The sequence below is a fragment of the Streptococcus xiaochunlingii genome (genome assembly GCF_006385805.1).
GTDB lineage: Bacteria > Bacillota > Bacilli > Lactobacillales > Streptococcaceae > Streptococcus > Streptococcus xiaochunlingii.
The window spans coordinates 641875-658314 of sequence record NZ_VFSG01000001.1 but is presented as its reverse complement, the minus strand read 5'-3'; the positions used below and the strand labels follow the sequence as shown (position 1 = coordinate 658314).

Sequence of the window (16440 nt, the reverse complement as noted above, 5' to 3'; positions counted from 1 at the left end):
ATTAATTCCTCCAATGGTTTTCTAACTGTCCTGCTAATTTGGAAATAGGGAAGCAGATGATAAAGTACAAGACTAAAATGGTTCCATAAATCCAAAAAGAAGCGGTTGGGATGGTCAGGCGGTTGCTATCGATGATTTGTTGGCCGACCTTGGTAACTTCTACAACCCCGATGAGGACCACTAAGGAGGTTGTCTTAATCATACGGGTAATCAGGTTAATAGCTTGTGGAAGCAATCGTCTGAGAACCTGTGGGATGATAATGTAGCGGTATAGTTGAACCTTGCTTAATCCTAAGGCTTGTCCACTTTCAAACTGGTGTTTTGGAAGAGAAGTGATGGCCCCTCGAACCAAATCCCCCATCTCAGCCGTTCCCCAAAGGGTAAAGACGATAATGGCTGAACTTTCACCAGAAATGTTTATGTTGAAATTGCGGGCCAAACCGAAATATACGATAAAGAGCAAGACCAACTGGGGCATGATCCGAATGAATTCCAGATAAAAGCGAGTGAGCAGACGAATGACTTTTGAATGAGAAGTCATGACGATTCCAAGTAGGGTTCCAAGGATCATGGATAGGAAGACAGAGATAATGGAAATCCCAATGGTCACGCCCAAGCCTTGGAGTATCCGAAGGAGATTATTTCCCTGAAAGAGTACTTGGATTCCCGAATCCTGCATGGCGTAATCTCCTTTCTATCCAACTAAAGAGAAGTGAAATCGGTAGTAAGAGAAGCAGATAGGCAATGACCAACATGGTCAGGGCGATATCTGTCTCGTAATAGAGTCCGATCAAATCTTTTGCGACATACATGAGGTCAGCTAAAGCGACAACAGAGAATACAGAGGTCTCTTTAATCAGGAAAATGACATTGGCGCTAAAGGAAGGCAGAGCCACTGCGGTCGCTTGTGGTAGGATCACATAGCGAAAGACCTGTCTAGGTGTTAGCCCAATGGAGAGACCGATTTCATGCTGAGTTTGACTGACAGCTTCTAGACCGCTTCGGAAGGACTCAGCCATATAGGAACCCCCTAAAAAGATGAGACCAATGGTTGCACAGACTTCTGAAGAAAGGACGATACCTATCCTTGGTAAGCCAAAGTAGAGGAAGAAGAGCTGAATCAAGAGCGGTGTATTTCGAGAAAGTTCGATGTAACAACCAGCTAGTTGACTTAAAATCGGTAGACGATAATGTCGGATGATACTGACAATCAGTCCTAAAAGAAATGAACCTAAAATCCCCCATACAGCAATGTGAAAGGTCAAGAAAAAGGCCTGCTGGTAGAGTGGAAAATATTGTTCAACAATTGACCAATCCAAAAATGATTTCCTCCTCTCTAATGAGCAAGGAAAAAAGAAATGCTACCTTACTGATTAGAAAATAATACAGTCATTGTAACACGAAAAAAATCATTTGAATAATATGGATAATTTATCAAGCTGATAGATAAAATTTATCACTCATCATAGCCGATGAAATGAATCATCAAATGCGGTATAATAGGAGTAAGAAACGCCAAATAACTTAAGCTTGTAAAAGAGGATGGATAAAGATGACAGATCAAGATCCAAAGTATCAATCAAACCAAGAGCATAATAATATACCTGAGGGGGTTGTTCAGTCACCAACGATGGAACAAGGTCCAGAAAAACCAGTTCAGCCACCTATGATGGCACCAGGTGTAGAAAAACCTGCTCCTAATACAGGGCTTCTAACTTTTGTATTTCTCCTAAACATCGGCTATCTTGGACTGTTTATAGGCAGTGCTCTGATGGTAGGAGGATGGGCAATTGCCTTCCTATTCTTTTTGGGATTACATCTGATTTCTTATATTATTGCCACAGTCCTGCTTGGCATTGGAAGGATATTCGCCAGTAAGGAGATTCTATTTGTCTCTGTAGCTTTCTTTTTCATCTCTATGTTTTTAGCTGGTGATCCGGATTGGTTTCTATTTCGAATTCCATCTATCATTTCCACTATCCTTGTCTTAATAGGGACCTTGCTACTGTAAGGACTAGGGATGGATAGCGGTTTAACTACAAGAGATATAGTTTCAAACTATATCTTTTTCTTTTTATAAAAATAGGAATATTGGTGCAAAATCGTGATATAATAGTTTAGTTATATGGTCCCGATAAGGTGGTAGAAAGCATCTACCAGTTCTTTGTAACTCTATAACGATTATTTTTTAAGGGGGGACATTTTTATGTCAGAACGTAAATTATTCACGTCTGAATCGGTATCTGAGGGGCATCCAGATAAGATTGCAGACCAAATTTCAGATGCTATTTTAGATGCTATTTTAGAGCAAGATCCAGAAGCACACGTTGCTGCTGAAACAGCTGTTTATACTGGTTCAGTGCATGTCTTCGGTGAGATTTCAACGACTGCTTATGTGGATATTAACCGTGTGGTTCGTGATACGATTGCAGAGATTGGGTACACCAATACAGAATATGGATTCTCTGCTGAGACGGTAGGAGTACACCCATCTTTGGTGGAACAATCTCCTGATATTGCCCAAGGGGTTAATGAAGCCTTGGAAGTTCGTGGGAATGCAGATCAAGATCCACTTGATTTGATCGGAGCAGGAGACCAAGGTCTCATGTTTGGTTTTGCAGTGGATGAAACAGAAGAACTCATGCCATTACCAATTTCACTCAGCCACAAGTTGGTTCGTCGTTTGGCAGAGCTACGTAAGTCGGGTGAAATTAGCTACCTTCGACCAGATGCCAAATCGCAAGTTACGGTTGAGTATGATGAAAATGACCAGCCAGTGCGCGTGGATACAGTCGTTATTTCAACACAACACGATTCAGAAGTGAGCAATGAACAAATTCACCAAGATGTGATCAACAAGGTCATCAAGGAAGTGATTCCAGCTTCTTATCTTGATGATGAGACAAAATTCTTCATCAATCCAACCGGTCGTTTCGTTATCGGTGGACCTCAAGGTGACTCTGGTTTGACTGGTCGTAAGATTATCGTAGATACCTATGGTGGTTACTCACGTCACGGTGGTGGTGCCTTCTCTGGTAAGGATGCGACTAAGGTTGACCGTTCCGCTTCTTATGCAGCTCGCTATATCGCTAAAAACATTGTTGCTGCAGGTCTTGCTAAGAAAGCAGAAGTGCAATTGGCTTATGCGATTGGGGTGGCTCACCCTGTATCTGTTCGTATCGATACTTTCGGTACAGGAACAGTTGCTGAAACCAAATTAGAAGCAGCAGCGCGTCAAATCTTTGACCTTCGTCCTGCAGGGATTATTCAAATGTTGGATCTCAAACGTCCAATCTACCGTCAAACAGCGGCTTATGGACATATGGGACGTACTGATATCGATCTACCATGGGAACGTTTGGACAAGGTAGAAGCCTTGAAAGAAGCAGTTAACTAATGAGATAGAAAGGAGGCTGGGACAAAAGTCCTAGCCTCTCAATTATCTTTGGATTGTCGAGCAAGACGCAGTGGTTGAGTGGGCTCTACTACGCTGATTTCATCAGCTTTAACGGCCCTACTCAACTGTGCGGAGGTGGGACGGCGAAATCGAATTCTAACGAATTACCGATTTCTGTCCCACTATCTTTTTATGAAATTAATCTACAAATGTAAACAAAATGATTGACAAGCAAAATGGAAGGTGTATAATAAAACTACAAATGTAAATCAATTGTTCTTGATGAGAGCTAGAAAGGTAAAAGAATGGCTAAGATTTCAAGTGCTGAATGGGAAGTCATGAGAGTCCTTTGGACCAAGGGAGAAACGACTTCTACAGAAATAACTAAGATTCTTTTCACCAAGCAGGACTGGTCCGCATCAACGGTAAAAACCCTCTTGGGGCGCTTAGCTGATAAAGGCTATCTGACGAGCCGAAGAGAAGGTCGGACCTATTTGTATCAGGCTGTCCTCAATGAAGAAGAGGCCAATTTATCAGCTGTCTATGAAGTTTTAAGCAAGATCTGCTTGACCAAGCATCATCATTTATTGGGAAAACTGATCCAGCAAACACCAATGACGAAAGAACAGATCAAGGACTTGCAAGAGATCCTCGCCTCTAAGGAGAGCGTGGGGCAGGTTCAATGTGATTGCCAACCAGGCCAATGTCACTGTGTCAGTCACGTGGAGGAAAATCAATGAAAGAAGAAACTTTTGTCGTCAATGGGATGACCTGTGCATCCTGTGTGATCAATGTGGAGAAGGCTGTTAACCATCTGGACGGTGTTGAAAAAGCGACAGTCAATCTGACCACTGAAAAAATGACGGTAGAATATCAAGGGGAGCCACTGAGTCCAGAGGCTATTTCAAAAGCGGTAGCAGACGCCGGTTATGAGGCAGTGCCTTACAATCCAGATACAGCCAAGAGCCAAGAGGAACGGGAAGGAGACAAGCTACAATTGATCCGAAACCGGCTCCTTTGGTCTTCCATCTTCACCCTGCCACTCTTTTATCTAGCAATGGGTCCCATGATTGGTCTGCCAGCACCTGCTTTTGTGTCACCTGATCGAGCACCTGTAGCTTACACCCTTGTTCTTTTGGCCTTAACCATCCCCGTGATGGTCTTCGGACGAGCTTTTTATCAAAATGGCTTCCGAACTCTTCTAAAAGGTTATCCCAATATGGATGCCTTAGTGGCTTTGGCTACCAGCGCTGCCTTTCTTTATAGTCTCTATGGAACTTATCATATCTTGCTTGGTCACCATCATCATGTTCACCAGCTTTACTTTGAGTCTGTAGCCGTGATTTTGACCCTAATTACGCTAGGTAAATATTTTGAAACTCTGTCAAAAGGACGTACTTCTCAAGCCATTAAAAAACTCATGCACCTGGCTGCCAAGGAGGCGACGGTCTTACGGGATGGAAAAGAAGTGAAATTGCCTGTAGAAGACTTGGTCATTGGAGATCACATTCTGGTCAAACCAGGTGAAAAAATAGCCGTTGATGGTCAAGTGGTTTCCGGACAATCAGCTATTGATGAAAGCATGCTAACGGGTGAATCGATCCCAATCCAAAAAACTGAAGGAAGTCCAGTTTATGCTGGCTCCATCAATGGTCAAGGAAGCTTGGTCTATGAGGCTGAGAAAGTTGGTCGGGATACCTTACTAGCACAGATCATTCAGCTGGTGGAAGATGCCCAACAAACCAAAGCACCGATTGCCAAGATTGCGGATCAAGTGGCAGGGGTCTTTGTCCCAGTAGTCATGGGGATTGCCCTCTTATCAGGTCTCTTTTGGTACTTCATCATGGGTGAGACCTTCACCTTTGCTATGACGGTAACAATTAGTGTCTTGGTCATTGCCTGTCCATGTGCTCTAGGCTTGGCGACTCCGACAGCCATCATGGTGGGGACAGGATTAGGGGCAGAGCATGGGATCCTCTATAAGAGAGGGGATGTCCTTGAGTTAGCTCACCAAGCGCAAGTCTTGGTCTTCGATAAAACGGGGACCATCACTCAAGGTAAACCTCAGCTGTCTTCTTCTTATACCTATGGTCAGAAGAACCATGCCTTACAACTCCTAGCTTCTCTGGAAGCCAAGTCCGAGCATCCATTGGGACAAGCTATTTTGGATGCTGCGAAAGAAGAGCATATAGACTTATTAGAGATGAAAAACTTCTCTAGTCTAACAGGAAGGGGCCTCACTGCTAGCTATGCTGGGAAGGTTTATCTGGCTGGGAATCAAACGCTCATGGATGAGGAAGGAATCGATATTCATCTTGCCAAGGCTGACTTGGAGGACTTAACTCAGGATGGACAAACCCCGATTTTCTTAGCTGAAGATGGACAACTCTTGGCCCTATTTGGGGTAGCAGACCGGATTAAGGAAGATAGTTTAGAAATGGTTGCTAGCCTAGAAAAAATGGGCAAGGAGGTCATCATGCTGACTGGGGATAATGAACGGACTGCTCGAGCGATTGCCAAGAAGGCTGGAATCCAGCAGATCATCAGTCAAGTGCTTCCTCAAGAAAAATCACGGGTGATCCAAGATTTGCAAGCAGAAGGCAAGTCTGTGATCATGGTGGGAGATGGAATCAACGATGCACCAGCTCTTGCAACTGCGGATATCGGGATTGCCATGGGATCTGGGACAGATATCGCCATGGAAAGTGCCGATATCGTCGTCATGAAACCGCAATTGATGGATGTCGTCCGGGCTTTGGAAATTAGTCGTTACACGATTAAGACCATCAAGGAAAACTTGTTCTGGGCCTTTATCTACAATGTTTTAGCCATTCCGGTGGCGATGGGCCTTCTCTATCTCTTTGGTGGCCCGCTCTTAAACCCGATGTTAGCAGGTCTAGCCATGAGTTTTAGTTCAGTATCGGTTGTACTGAATGCTCTAAGATTAAAGAGAAAAAAATTGTAAGAACTAGGAGAAAAATTGCCTCCTCGAGTAAAAGAAGGGAAAATAATTATGTCAAAAACATACGAAATTAGTGGAATGAAATGCCAAGGTTGTGCCAATGCTGTCACTGAAAAATTATCCGCAGTAAAAGGTGTGGAAGAAGTAAGAGTCGATATAGAAAAAAATCAAGTAACCATTGAGGGGAAATCTTGGAAATGGTCCTTGAGCCGAGCTCTAAAAGGCAGTAAATACGAACTAGGAAATGAAGTGAAATAAACTCAGGAAAGGCGGTCCGAAAAGGGCTGCCTTTTTTAAAAAACAACAATAGAACACATAAATAAATTAGTCTTGCAAGCAAAAATATAAAAAAATAGTAAAACATATAGTTGAGGTTTTCTAAGGATTGGATTGACCGATCAAAAGATAAGAAGTAGTGGAAAATGAAGCGTTTTTATGATATAATAGATGCGGTAATTTTTTACCGAATGATTGAAAGAGCTTATACAAATTTACATGAAAAAAATTATAATTAATGGTGGTCGCCCTTTAAAAGGTGAGGTGACCATTAGTGGTGCAAAAAATAGCGTGGTGGCCCTTATTCCAGCGACTATTTTAGCAGACGAAATTGTGACCCTTGATGGTGTTCCAGATATTTCAGATGTGGCTAGCTTGATTGACATTATGACCCTCATGGGGGCAAAGGTGGAGCGAGATGGGGAGACTCTTATTATCGATCCACGTGGTGTACAAGATATGCCAATGCCATTTGGTAAGATCAATAGTCTTCGCGCTTCTTACTATTTCTACGGAAGTCTTTTGGGACGTTATAGCCAGGCAACTGTCGGTCTACCAGGTGGATGTGACCTAGGTCCTCGTCCCATTGATCTGCATTTGAAAGCCTTTGAGGCGATGGGTGCTAAGATGACCATGGATGGTTCTAGTATGAACCTTTCCACAAATGGGAAGCGTCTTCGTGGTGCAGCTATCTATATGGATACGGTTAGCGTTGGAGCAACTATTAATACCATTCTGGCTGCTGTTAAAGCGGAAGGTCGTACCGTTATTGAAAACGCTGCTCGTGAACCTGAGATCATTGACGTCGTGACCCTTCTCAATAATATGGGAGCACACATTCGTGGTGCGGGTACAGATATCATTACCATTGAAGGAGTGGACTATCTCCACGGGACGCGTCACCAAGTGATCCCCGATCGCATCGAAGCAGGGACTTATATCGCCCTTGCTGCAGCTGTTGGAGAAGGGATTCAAATCAACAATGTCCTCTACGAACACCTAGAAAGCTTTATCGCTAAGTTGGAAGAAATGGGCGTTCGTATGACGATTTCTGAGGATAGTGTGTTTGTTGAAAAGCAAGATAATCTGAAAGCTGTTCACATTAAAACCTCTCCTTACCCAGGATTTGCAACGGATTTGCAACAACCCTTGACTCCATTGCTCTTGACAGCTAATGGAAAGGGAAGCATCGTAGATACTATTTATCAAAAGCGGGTCAACCATGTGACTGAACTGATGCGCATGGGAGCGACCATTGAAACAGTTGGTGATCACATTGTTTACCAAGGACCAAATCAATTAACAGGTGCTCCAGTTAAGGCGACAGACCTGCGTGCAGGCGCTGCCTTGGTGATTGCTGGTTTGATGGCTCAGGGTAGAACGGAGATTACCAATATTGAGTTTATCCTTCGCGGCTATTCGCATATTATTGAAAAATTGCAACAATTGGGAGCTGACATCGAGCTGATTGATGAAGCATAACGAACGATTTTTATGAACATTTGGACGCAACTAGCAGCATTTTCATGTTTTGAAACAGAGCGCCTCTTCTTGAGGCCCTTTCTATATAGTGATGCCGCTGACTTTTATACCATATCCTCCAATCCAGAGAATTTGCCTTTTATTTTCCCAGCACAAACGTCCCTAGAGGAATGCCAGTATGTCTTGGCGAATTATTTTCTAAAGAATCCTTTAGGAATATGGGCGATTTGTGACAAGGGAACAGACCGTGTGATTGGATCGATTAAATTTGAAAAGTTGGATGAAATTAAGAAAGAAGCTGAACTTGGTTATTTCTTACACAAGGACTATTGGGGTCAAGGCCTCATGACAGAGGTTGTCAAAGAAATGACCTTCTTGTCCTTTCAGGAATTTCATCTCAAGCAAGTCCGAATCATTACCCATGTTGAAAATATTGCCAGTCAACAGGTGGCTTTACATGCCGGTTATAGTTTGAAACGGCAATTCAAGGGGAGTGACCGCTATACCCGAAAGATGCGGGATTATTACGAGTTCTGCATAGATAGAGGAGATCTCAATGAGTAAACACCAAGCGATCTTAGATTATTTGGAGAAACTACCAATTGGCAAACGTGTCAGTGTGAGAAGTATCTCGAATTATTTGCAGGTGAGTGATGGGACCGCCTATCGGGCCATTAAAGAAGCTGAAAATCGTGGAATTGTTGAAACGAGACCTCGTAGTGGGACGGTTCGTGTCAAGTCCAAAAAGGCTGTCCTAGAACATCTGACTTTCCGAGAGATTGTAGAAATAACCGGTTCGGAAGTCTTGGCAGGGAAAGAAGGGCTGGAACGAGAGTTCAACAAGTTTTATATCGGGGCCATGACAGAAGAACATATTTTGGACTATGTCTCTGAAGGTGGGCTCCTTATTGTGGGAGACCGGACCAATATCCAGCGCCTGGCCCTCCAACACGACAATGCTGTTCTTGTAACGGGTGGTTTTGACGTCGATCCTTCTATTTTGGAACTGGGTCGCAGTGGTCAAACTCCTATCCTACGTACCAAGCATGATACCTATACCGTGGCGACCATGATCAACCGTGCTCTCGCCAACATGCAAATTAAAACAGATATTCTAACGGTCGAACAAGTCTATTCGCCTATGCATGAATATGGTTTTTTACGGGAAACAGATACCGTACGAGATTATTTGGACTTGGTAAGAAAAAGCCGGTTTAGTCGTTTTCCTGTCGTCAATCAGCACCAAATGGTTGTCGGAGTGGTGACCATGCGAGATGCCGGAGACAAGACACCCCAGACAACTCTGGACAAGGTCATGTCCCGTAGCGTCTTTACGACAAACCTATCCTCTAGTATCGCCAATGTCAGTCAACGCATGATTGCAGAAGATTTTGAGATGATCCCTGTTATTCGCAGCAATCAAACCTTGTTAGGGGTTATTACTCGTCGTGCGGTCATGGACCGGATGAGCAAGGAGCAATTGTCGGGCTTGCCAACCTTTAGTGAACAAATCAGTCAAAAAGTAGTTCTGCAAGCCAATCATTTTGAATTGACGGTTGAACCAAGTATGTTAGAAAAGAGTGGTGTTCTCTCGAATGGCGTTCTCACTGAAGTTCTAACAACAGTCACTCGCCAGCTCATGATGAATTCTGGAAAAAATTTAATTATCGAACAGCTCTTGGTCTATTACCTCCAAGCTGTTCAAGTGGACGATACCTTGCGGATTGAAACGCGTATTGTTCGCCAGACTAGACGATCGGCTATTATAGATTTTGATTTGTACTTGAATCTGCAGTTAGTTACGAAGGCCACCGTCACTTTGAAAATTAATTAGAATGGAAGTAGGAAATAGATGATTACATTGAAATCACAGCGTGAAATCGAAGCCATGGACCGTGCAGGAGACTTTCTTGCTAGTATCCATATTGGCCTTCGGGATTTGATCAAACCAGGTCTCGATCTGTGGGAAGTCGAAGAGTATGTTCGACGTCGCTGTAAAGAAGCCAACGTCTTGCCCCTTCAGATCGGTGTAGAAGGAAGCTTGATGGACTATCCCTATGCGACTTGTTGTGGGATCAATGATGAAGTGGCTCACGCCTTTCCTCGTCACTATGTCTTAAAAGACGGTGACCTCTTAAAGGTGGATATGGTCTTGTCTGAACCCTTAGACAAGTCTGTTGTTGATGTCTCAAAATTAGACTTTGATAATGTTGCACAGGTGAAAAAGTATACAGAAAACTACTCTGGTGGTTTGGCTGATTCTTGTTGGGCCTATGCAGTTGGGAATGTTTCCCAAGAGGTCAAAGATCTCATGGATGTCACCAAGGAATGTCTCTATAAGGGGATTGAACAAGCGGTTGTCGGAAATCGTCTGGGTGATATTGGAGCAGCGATTCAAGAATATGCTGAAAGCAAAGGCTATGGTGTAGTACGTGATTTGGTCGGTCACGGCGTAGGACCAACCATGCATGAAGAACCAATGGTACCTCACTACGGACGTGCAGGACGTGGCTTGCGCTTACGTGAAGGGATGGTCTTGACTATTGAACCGATGATTAATACCGGAACTTGGGAGATCGATACAGATATGAAGACAGGTTGGGCCCACAAAACCCTTGACGGTGGACTTTCTTGTCAGTACGAACATCAGTTTGTTATTACGAAAGATGGACCGGTTATTTTGACCAGTCAAGGCGAAGAAGGAACCTATTAAAACAAGTAGAGAGGAAAGAATGGAGCTGAAGATAAATAACGGTTTCGCTCTTTTCTCTTTTTATGACTTTGTTTAGGGGAGGATAGATATGAAAAAGTTTCTAAAATGGCTAGGCCAACGACCGTTTATTAAGGGGTTCTTGCGCTTTTATATGGCCTCTGAATCGGATATCACAAGTATAGCAGTGGCCTATTATTTATTGATTTCCATTCTCCCTTTATTGTTGATTGCAGCCAATATCCTTCCTTACTTCCAGATTCGTCCGACTCAGATTTTGCTAACCTTGCGTGAAGTATTACCTGCCTCCATGTACCGCATTGTCTTGCAAGTTATTTCATCGGTGCTTACCAAGCCGTCTACTGGTTTGCTTAGTTTCTCCATCATTTCGGCTTTATGGGTCTCCTCACAGTGTATCGCTTACCTGCAGAGAGCCTTCAATAAAAGTTATGGAGTGGAGAAGGAGAGGGGGATTATCTGGGCGAGAATCTTCAGTATTTTGATTAGTTTTGCTCTGCAAGGTCTGTTCGGTCTATCTTTGGTTCTTACTATGTTTGGCCGGATGATTATTCGTTCCGTCTATGAAATTTTCAAGTTTGATGAAAGTATCTACCTTCGCCTCTTAAATATTTCAGGACCTTCGGTTTACTTTCTGCTCTTTTTAACCTTGCTCTTGCTCTATTACACCCTACCCAATATCAAAATTCCTAAGTTTCGCTATGTCTTTCCAGGAGCCATCTTTGTGACAGCAGTCCTTTATTTGACCTTGAATATTTTCTGGAAATATGTTGATCACTACATTACGAGTTTCCTAGATGCTCGTTTCTTCGGGTCAGTCCTTTTAGCGGTCATTATGTTCTGGTTTATCCTGGTAGCTAAAGTATTGATTATTGGCTGTATCTTAAATGCTAGTATTCAATATGCCATTGAAGCGAGATTTGAAACAAAAGACGGGGATGTGGTAGCCAAGTACAAGTCATCTAAAGTAGCTTTTCACCAAAAAGAGGCGTCATTCAAGCGTCGTTTCCATCTTAAAAACTTGAGAAAAAATCAGGAGTGATGTTAAAGAATAAAATAGGAACAAGCCGGTTTTCAGCCGGCTTTTTGTTTTATGTGCATTTAGTTGCATTTGCAACAAAAATGTGATAGACTCCTTATAAAGGAAAGGAGGAGCAGATGAAGGTTCTAAGAGAGATTGGCATCATAGCCCGAGCCTTAGATTCGATTGCCAATATTGAGTTCCGAGACTTGGAACTGGCAAGAGGCCAATACCTATATTTAGTACGGATTGGGGAGCAACCAGGAATTATTCAAGAGGAGTTATCCGATTTATTAAAAGTGGACCGCTCAACAGTAGCCCGCTCTGTTAAAAAATTAGCTGATAAAGGATTTATCCGAGAATTAAATGATCCTTCCAATCAAAAGATAAAAAAATGGATCCTGACGGAAAAGGGTCAAGCACTTTATCCTTTTATCCTTGCTGAGCATGCTTATTCTGAGAACACTGCCTTAAAAGGTTTTTCAAAGGCAGAAATCCTTCAATTAGAAGAATGGCTTGCTAAAATGAGAGAAAACGTAGCAGCGGATTGGGAGCAAGTGAAAAAAGGTCAAAAAAGAAACTATAGTGAGGTAAAGAAATGAAATTTACAGTAGATCAAGCATTTTGGGATTTGTTTCCCCAAGCAAAAGTAGTGGTGATGACAGTAGAAGGTATCGACAATCATGTTGACGAGAGCAAGGATCCTTATTTTAAGGATCTGCTCGACAAGGGAGTCGCACGATCAAAAGAATATATTGATGAAGATCAGTTCACTGCTAGTCCAGTCGTTCAGGAATGGCGACAGGCTTTTACCAAATTTAAGACCAAAAAAGGTGCACGTTCGTCAATCGAAGCCTTATTGAAACGTGTGTCGCAAGGACGGGAGTTTTATCCCATTAATCCTTTGGTTGATCTCTACAATAGTGTTTCGCTAGCCTATGCTATCCCCTGTGGTGGTGAGGATATGGAAAAGTTAGCTGGAGGCTTATCCTTAGGAAAAGCTAAGGGGGGAGAGCCATTCTTCCCGCTAGGAGCTGAGGAAGACGCTCCGGCTTTGCCGGAAGAGATCATTTATTATGATCAAGAAGGTGCTGTTTGTCGTTGTTTAAACTGGCGGGAAGCCCAAAGAACCATGCTGACAGAAGAAACGCGACAGGCTATTCTTGTGATGGAGGCAGTGACTGAAGAACAAGCAGAACGGGCCAAAGAAGCGATGGACGAATTAAAAGGCTTGGTCAAGGACTATTTTGGTGTGGAAGGAAAAATCTCTTATTTGAGTGCCCAAGAAGCTAGTCTGGAAGTATAAAAAATACCGTCAGAGACCATAAAGGTTCTGACGGTTTTTCTTGGTTATTTGGAGCTTATTTCTTATTTCGGAAGACAAACAGTTTGCTAAAGACATAGTTCAAAATGACAATCATAAATTGGGCGGCAAAGGTTTCGATGGTATTAATTGCCGTCCGATTCATATTGACGAACTGACCAATGATTTGCGGATACTGGGTTACAAAGATGGTGGTCATCAAGAGGTCCAGCACCAGAGTTCCCATTCTAGCAAAAGAGAAAACAATCAACCGTTTCAACCAGCCTTTTCTTTCTTGTTTAAAGACAATCGTATCATTGGTAGCAAAGGCAAAAAGAATTCCTGCAATATTTCCAATCAAGGTAGCTAATTGTTCCTGGTCTGTCAGTTGGAAAACAATCAGCCGAGTAGCAACAGAAACAATCGTTGTAGCAACACCAAAAATCAGGTAGGCTAAGATTTCATTATCAAAGATTCGATTAAGTAGTTTTTTCATACAATTAGTCTATCATAATTTCCTTATTTATGCTATACTTATAAAGTTGATTTGCTGCTTTGAAATCTATTAGTTTGGGTCATCGGCAAAGATCAACCCTTGGTGCTTAGCTTCTTTCACCAAGCATATTATACGCGGAAAAACCGCTAAAGGAGAAAACGATGAAAAACTATACTGTTCGTGACTTGGCACAGATTGCCCTAGTTGCAGCTCTCTATGTGGCCTTGACCATTACGCCCCCGTTGAATGCCATCGGAAGCAACGAGATCCAATTCCGTGTTTCTGAAATGCTCAACTTCATGGCTTTCTACAACCGAAAATACATTTGGTCTGTTACCATTGGGTGTATGATTTCTAACTTCATGAGTTATGGAATTATCGATTTGATCGTTGGTGGTGGATCTACCTTGGTCTTCGTAACACTTGGGGTTTACCTATTTAAACGATTTGAAAAGGAAGAGCTCTTTAATGGATGGATTCGCAAGGATCATTTCTTATTTTCAATTTTCTTTGCCCTCTCTATGTTCACGATTGCCTTAGAATTGCATATCTTAAACAAAACACCATTCTTCTTGAATTGGTTGACAACTGGTTTGGGTGAATTTGCTTCCCTGATTGTCGGGGCTATTTTGATCAAAAAGATTGCCCAACGAATTGATTTGACTCAATAAATTAAGAGTCTGAAGCCTTGCTTCAGGCTTTTTTGTTCATTGAAGTAGGATTTCGGCCGGGTAGAAAAAAATGATATTTTTCTTGTAGGAAATAGTCAGAAAGCCCACAGTATAGGGTTTTTATGGTAAAATAGAAGTATGGAAACCAGAATAAAAGAGTTAGTAAATCTACTCAACCAATATGCGGAAGAATATTATACAAAAGATGCTCCCTCGGTATCTGATCAAGAATATGATCGTCTGTACCGAGAACTTGTAGAATTAGAAGAAGCCCATCCAGAATTGGTTCAACCCAATAGTCCAACCCATCGGGTCGGAGGAACCATTCTCAAAGGATTTGAAAAATATCAGCATACCTACCCGCTTTACAGCTTGCAGGATGCCTTCTCCTATGAAGAATTGCTGGCCTTTGACCAACGGGTTCGCAAGGAATATCCATCTGTCACCTATGTATGTGAGTTAAAAATTGACGGCCTGTCTATTTCACTTTCTTATGTCGATGGAATTCTTGAAATGGGTGCTACACGTGGAGATGGGAACATTGGAGAAAATATCACAGAAAACCTCAAGCGAGTTCGCGATATTCCTCTAGTCTTGCCAGAACCTCTTACTTTAACAGTACGCGGAGAATGTTATATGCCCCGTGCATCTTTTGATGCAGTTAACCTGTCTCGCCAAGAAAATGGAGAAGCAGAGTTTGCGAATCCTCGGAATGCAGCAGCTGGTACTCTTAGACAGTTGGATACGAAGATTGTTGCGGAGCGCAAGCTCGCGACCTTCCTCTACCAGGAAGCTAGTCCTACTGACCAAGCGACCCAAGAGAAGGTCTTAGCCAAATTAAACGGACTCGGTTTTGTTGTCAATCCTCATTACAAGACAGCGACTAGTATCGAGCAAGTTTGGACCTATATTCAAGAAGTAGCAGCCATGCGCGACCAGCTTCCTTATGATATCGACGGGGTCGTGATTAAAGTAAATGATCTAGCTGTTCAAGAAGAACTTGGTTTTACCGTCAAGGCTCCCAAATGGGCAGTGGCTTACAAATTCCCAGCTGAGGAGAAAGAAGCAAAACTCTTGTCAGTTGATTGGACAGTCGGTCGGACTGGTGTGGTGACACCAACGGCTAATTTGACGCCAGTTCAGCTGGCAGGGACGACTGTCAGTCGAGCTACCCTCCATAATGTAGATTACATTGCTGAGAAAGATATCCGCAAAGACGATACCGTCATTGTCTATAAAGCAGGGGATATTATTCCAGCTGTCCTACGGGTTGTCGTGGATAAGCGCGTATCAGAAGAGAGATTAGAGATACCTAGTCACTGTCCAAGTTGTCAGAGTGAACTCCTTCATTTTGAAGATGAAGTGGCCTTGCGTTGTATCAACCCCCGTTGTCCTGCTCAAATAAAAGAAGGGCTTGCCCATTTTGCCAGCCGGGATGCTATGAATATCACAGGGTTGGGACCAGCAGTGGTTGAAAAACTGTTTGCCAAAGAACTGGTACAGGATGTGGCAGGTATCTACCGGCTGACTGTGGATGATCTCTTACAATTGGATGGCTTTAAAGAAAAATCTGCCCAGAAATTAGTAGACGCTATCCAGACATCAAAGGGGAATTCTGCTGAAAAACTATTGTTTGGTCTGGGAATTCGTCATGTGGGAAGTAAGGCTAGCCAGCTCTTGCTCCAGGAATTCCATTCCATTCCAGCTATAGCAGAGGCAGAGGTTGAAAAGATTTCAGCGATAGACAGTTTAGGATTGGTGGTTGCTGAAAGTCTTAAGCGTTATTTTGCCCAGGAAGGCTCTCAACTTCTTTTAGAAGAGCTTAAGGATGCTGGGGTAAACTTAGATTACCTTGGACAAAAGGTTGCAGCAGATGCTCCTTTGTCCGGTAAAACAGTCGTCTTAACTGGAAAACTGGAACGTCTGACACGTTCGGAAGCCAAGGCTAAATTAGAAGCATTAGGGGCTAAAGTCACAGGTTCCGTGTCCAAGAAAACGGACCTATTGGTTGCAGGTAGCGATGCGGGAAGTAAATTAAGCAAAGCGCAGGAATTATCGATTGAAATACAGGATGAAGCCTGGCTTGAGAGTTTATAGAGGCATG

At 42.9% G+C, this 16440-nt stretch carries 17 protein-coding genes and 1 riboswitch; of the genes, 14 read left to right on the top strand and 3 right to left on the bottom strand.

Going from position 1 to position 16440, the window contains the following annotated elements:
• Window position 1: 1 nt before the first annotated feature.
• The gene (locus FJR71_RS03385) at window positions 2–679 is read right to left on the bottom strand and encodes an amino acid ABC transporter permease (RefSeq protein WP_140814098.1); all 678 of its coding nucleotides are present in this window, start codon (window positions 677–679) and stop codon (window positions 2–4) included.
• Window positions 639–1319, bottom strand: coding sequence for an amino acid ABC transporter permease (locus FJR71_RS03380; protein ID WP_048716920.1), 681 nt, complete (start codon window positions 1317–1319; stop codon window positions 639–641). Before FJR71_RS03380 ends, FJR71_RS03385 begins: the two co-directional genes overlap by 41 nt.
• Window positions 1320–1552: 233 nt before the next feature.
• Here FJR71_RS03380 and FJR71_RS03375 point away from each other — a divergent pair, with 233 nt between their 5' ends.
• From FJR71_RS03375 to FJR71_RS03315, 12 genes are all read left to right on the top strand, one after another.
• Window positions 1553–2011: a hypothetical protein gene (locus FJR71_RS03375; RefSeq protein ID WP_140814097.1), complete on the top strand. Its 459-nt coding sequence runs from the start codon at window positions 1553–1555 to the stop codon at window positions 2009–2011.
• 195 nt (window positions 2012–2206) lie between these two features.
• A complete protein-coding gene (gene metK / locus FJR71_RS03370) occupies window positions 2207–3397 on the top strand; it encodes a methionine adenosyltransferase (RefSeq protein WP_140814096.1) in 1191 nt (396 codons plus the stop codon).
• A gap of 305 nt (window positions 3398–3702) precedes the next feature.
• A complete protein-coding gene (locus FJR71_RS03360) occupies window positions 3703–4137 on the top strand; it encodes a CopY/TcrY family copper transport repressor (RefSeq protein WP_140814095.1) in 435 nt (144 codons plus the stop codon).
• On the top strand, window positions 4134–6362 hold the full coding sequence (locus tag FJR71_RS03355; protein ID WP_140814094.1) for a heavy metal translocating P-type ATPase: 2229 nt from the start codon (window positions 4134–4136) through the stop codon (window positions 6360–6362). Before FJR71_RS03360 ends, FJR71_RS03355 begins: the two co-directional genes overlap by 4 nt.
• A gap of 48 nt (window positions 6363–6410) precedes the next feature.
• Window positions 6411–6617, top strand: coding sequence for a copper chaperone CopZ (copZ, locus tag FJR71_RS03350; protein WP_048688240.1), 207 nt, complete (start codon window positions 6411–6413; stop codon window positions 6615–6617).
• A 237-nt stretch (window positions 6618–6854) separates the two neighbouring features.
• Window positions 6855–8117 carry a UDP-N-acetylglucosamine 1-carboxyvinyltransferase gene (locus FJR71_RS03345; protein ID WP_048688087.1) on the top strand — a complete coding sequence of 421 codons (1263 nt, stop codon included), beginning with the start codon at window positions 6855–6857 and terminating at the stop codon, window positions 8115–8117.
• A gap of 12 nt (window positions 8118–8129) precedes the next feature.
• A complete protein-coding gene (locus FJR71_RS03340) occupies window positions 8130–8681 on the top strand; it encodes a GNAT family N-acetyltransferase (RefSeq protein ID WP_140814093.1) in 552 nt (183 codons plus the stop codon).
• Window positions 8674–9951 (top strand): CBS-HotDog domain-containing transcription factor SpxR, encoded by a 1278-nt coding sequence (gene spxR, locus FJR71_RS03335; RefSeq protein ID WP_006596063.1) that lies wholly within the window; start codon window positions 8674–8676, stop codon window positions 9949–9951. The genes FJR71_RS03340 and spxR overlap by 8 nt, the downstream gene beginning before the upstream one ends.
• A gap of 18 nt (window positions 9952–9969) precedes the next feature.
• A complete protein-coding gene (locus tag FJR71_RS03330) occupies window positions 9970–10830 on the top strand; it encodes a methionyl aminopeptidase (protein WP_048789126.1) in 861 nt (286 codons plus the stop codon).
• Between the two features lie 88 nt (window positions 10831–10918).
• Window positions 10919–11887: a YihY/virulence factor BrkB family protein gene (locus FJR71_RS03325; protein WP_048789125.1), complete on the top strand. Its 969-nt coding sequence runs from the start codon at window positions 10919–10921 to the stop codon at window positions 11885–11887.
• A 116-nt stretch (window positions 11888–12003) separates the two neighbouring features.
• Entirely contained in the window at window positions 12004–12468 is a 465-nt protein-coding gene (locus FJR71_RS03320; protein ID WP_048688103.1) for a MarR family winged helix-turn-helix transcriptional regulator, read from the top strand.
• On the top strand, window positions 12465–13172 hold the full coding sequence (locus FJR71_RS03315; RefSeq protein WP_125336046.1) for a B3/B4 domain-containing protein: 708 nt from the start codon (window positions 12465–12467) through the stop codon (window positions 13170–13172). The genes FJR71_RS03320 and FJR71_RS03315 overlap by 4 nt, the downstream gene beginning before the upstream one ends.
• 55 nt (window positions 13173–13227) lie before the next feature.
• Here the strand turns inward: FJR71_RS03315 and FJR71_RS03310 are convergent, their stop codons facing one another.
• Entirely contained in the window at window positions 13228–13665 is a 438-nt protein-coding gene (locus FJR71_RS03310) for a GtrA family protein (protein WP_048688108.1), read from the bottom strand.
• Window positions 13666–13693: 28 nt separating this feature from the next.
• Window positions 13694–13829: riboswitch (PreQ1 riboswitch) on the top strand.
• On the opposite strand from FJR71_RS03310, the gene FJR71_RS03305 reads away from it, so the two are divergent.
• On the top strand, window positions 13827–14336 hold the full coding sequence (locus tag FJR71_RS03305) for a QueT transporter family protein (RefSeq protein ID WP_140814092.1): 510 nt from the start codon (window positions 13827–13829) through the stop codon (window positions 14334–14336). (Overlaps the previous riboswitch by 3 nt.)
• A 138-nt stretch (window positions 14337–14474) precedes the next feature.
• Window positions 14475–16433, top strand: coding sequence for an NAD-dependent DNA ligase LigA (gene ligA, locus FJR71_RS03300; protein ID WP_140814091.1), 1959 nt, complete (start codon window positions 14475–14477; stop codon window positions 16431–16433).
• Window positions 16434–16440: the final 7 nt, after the last annotated feature.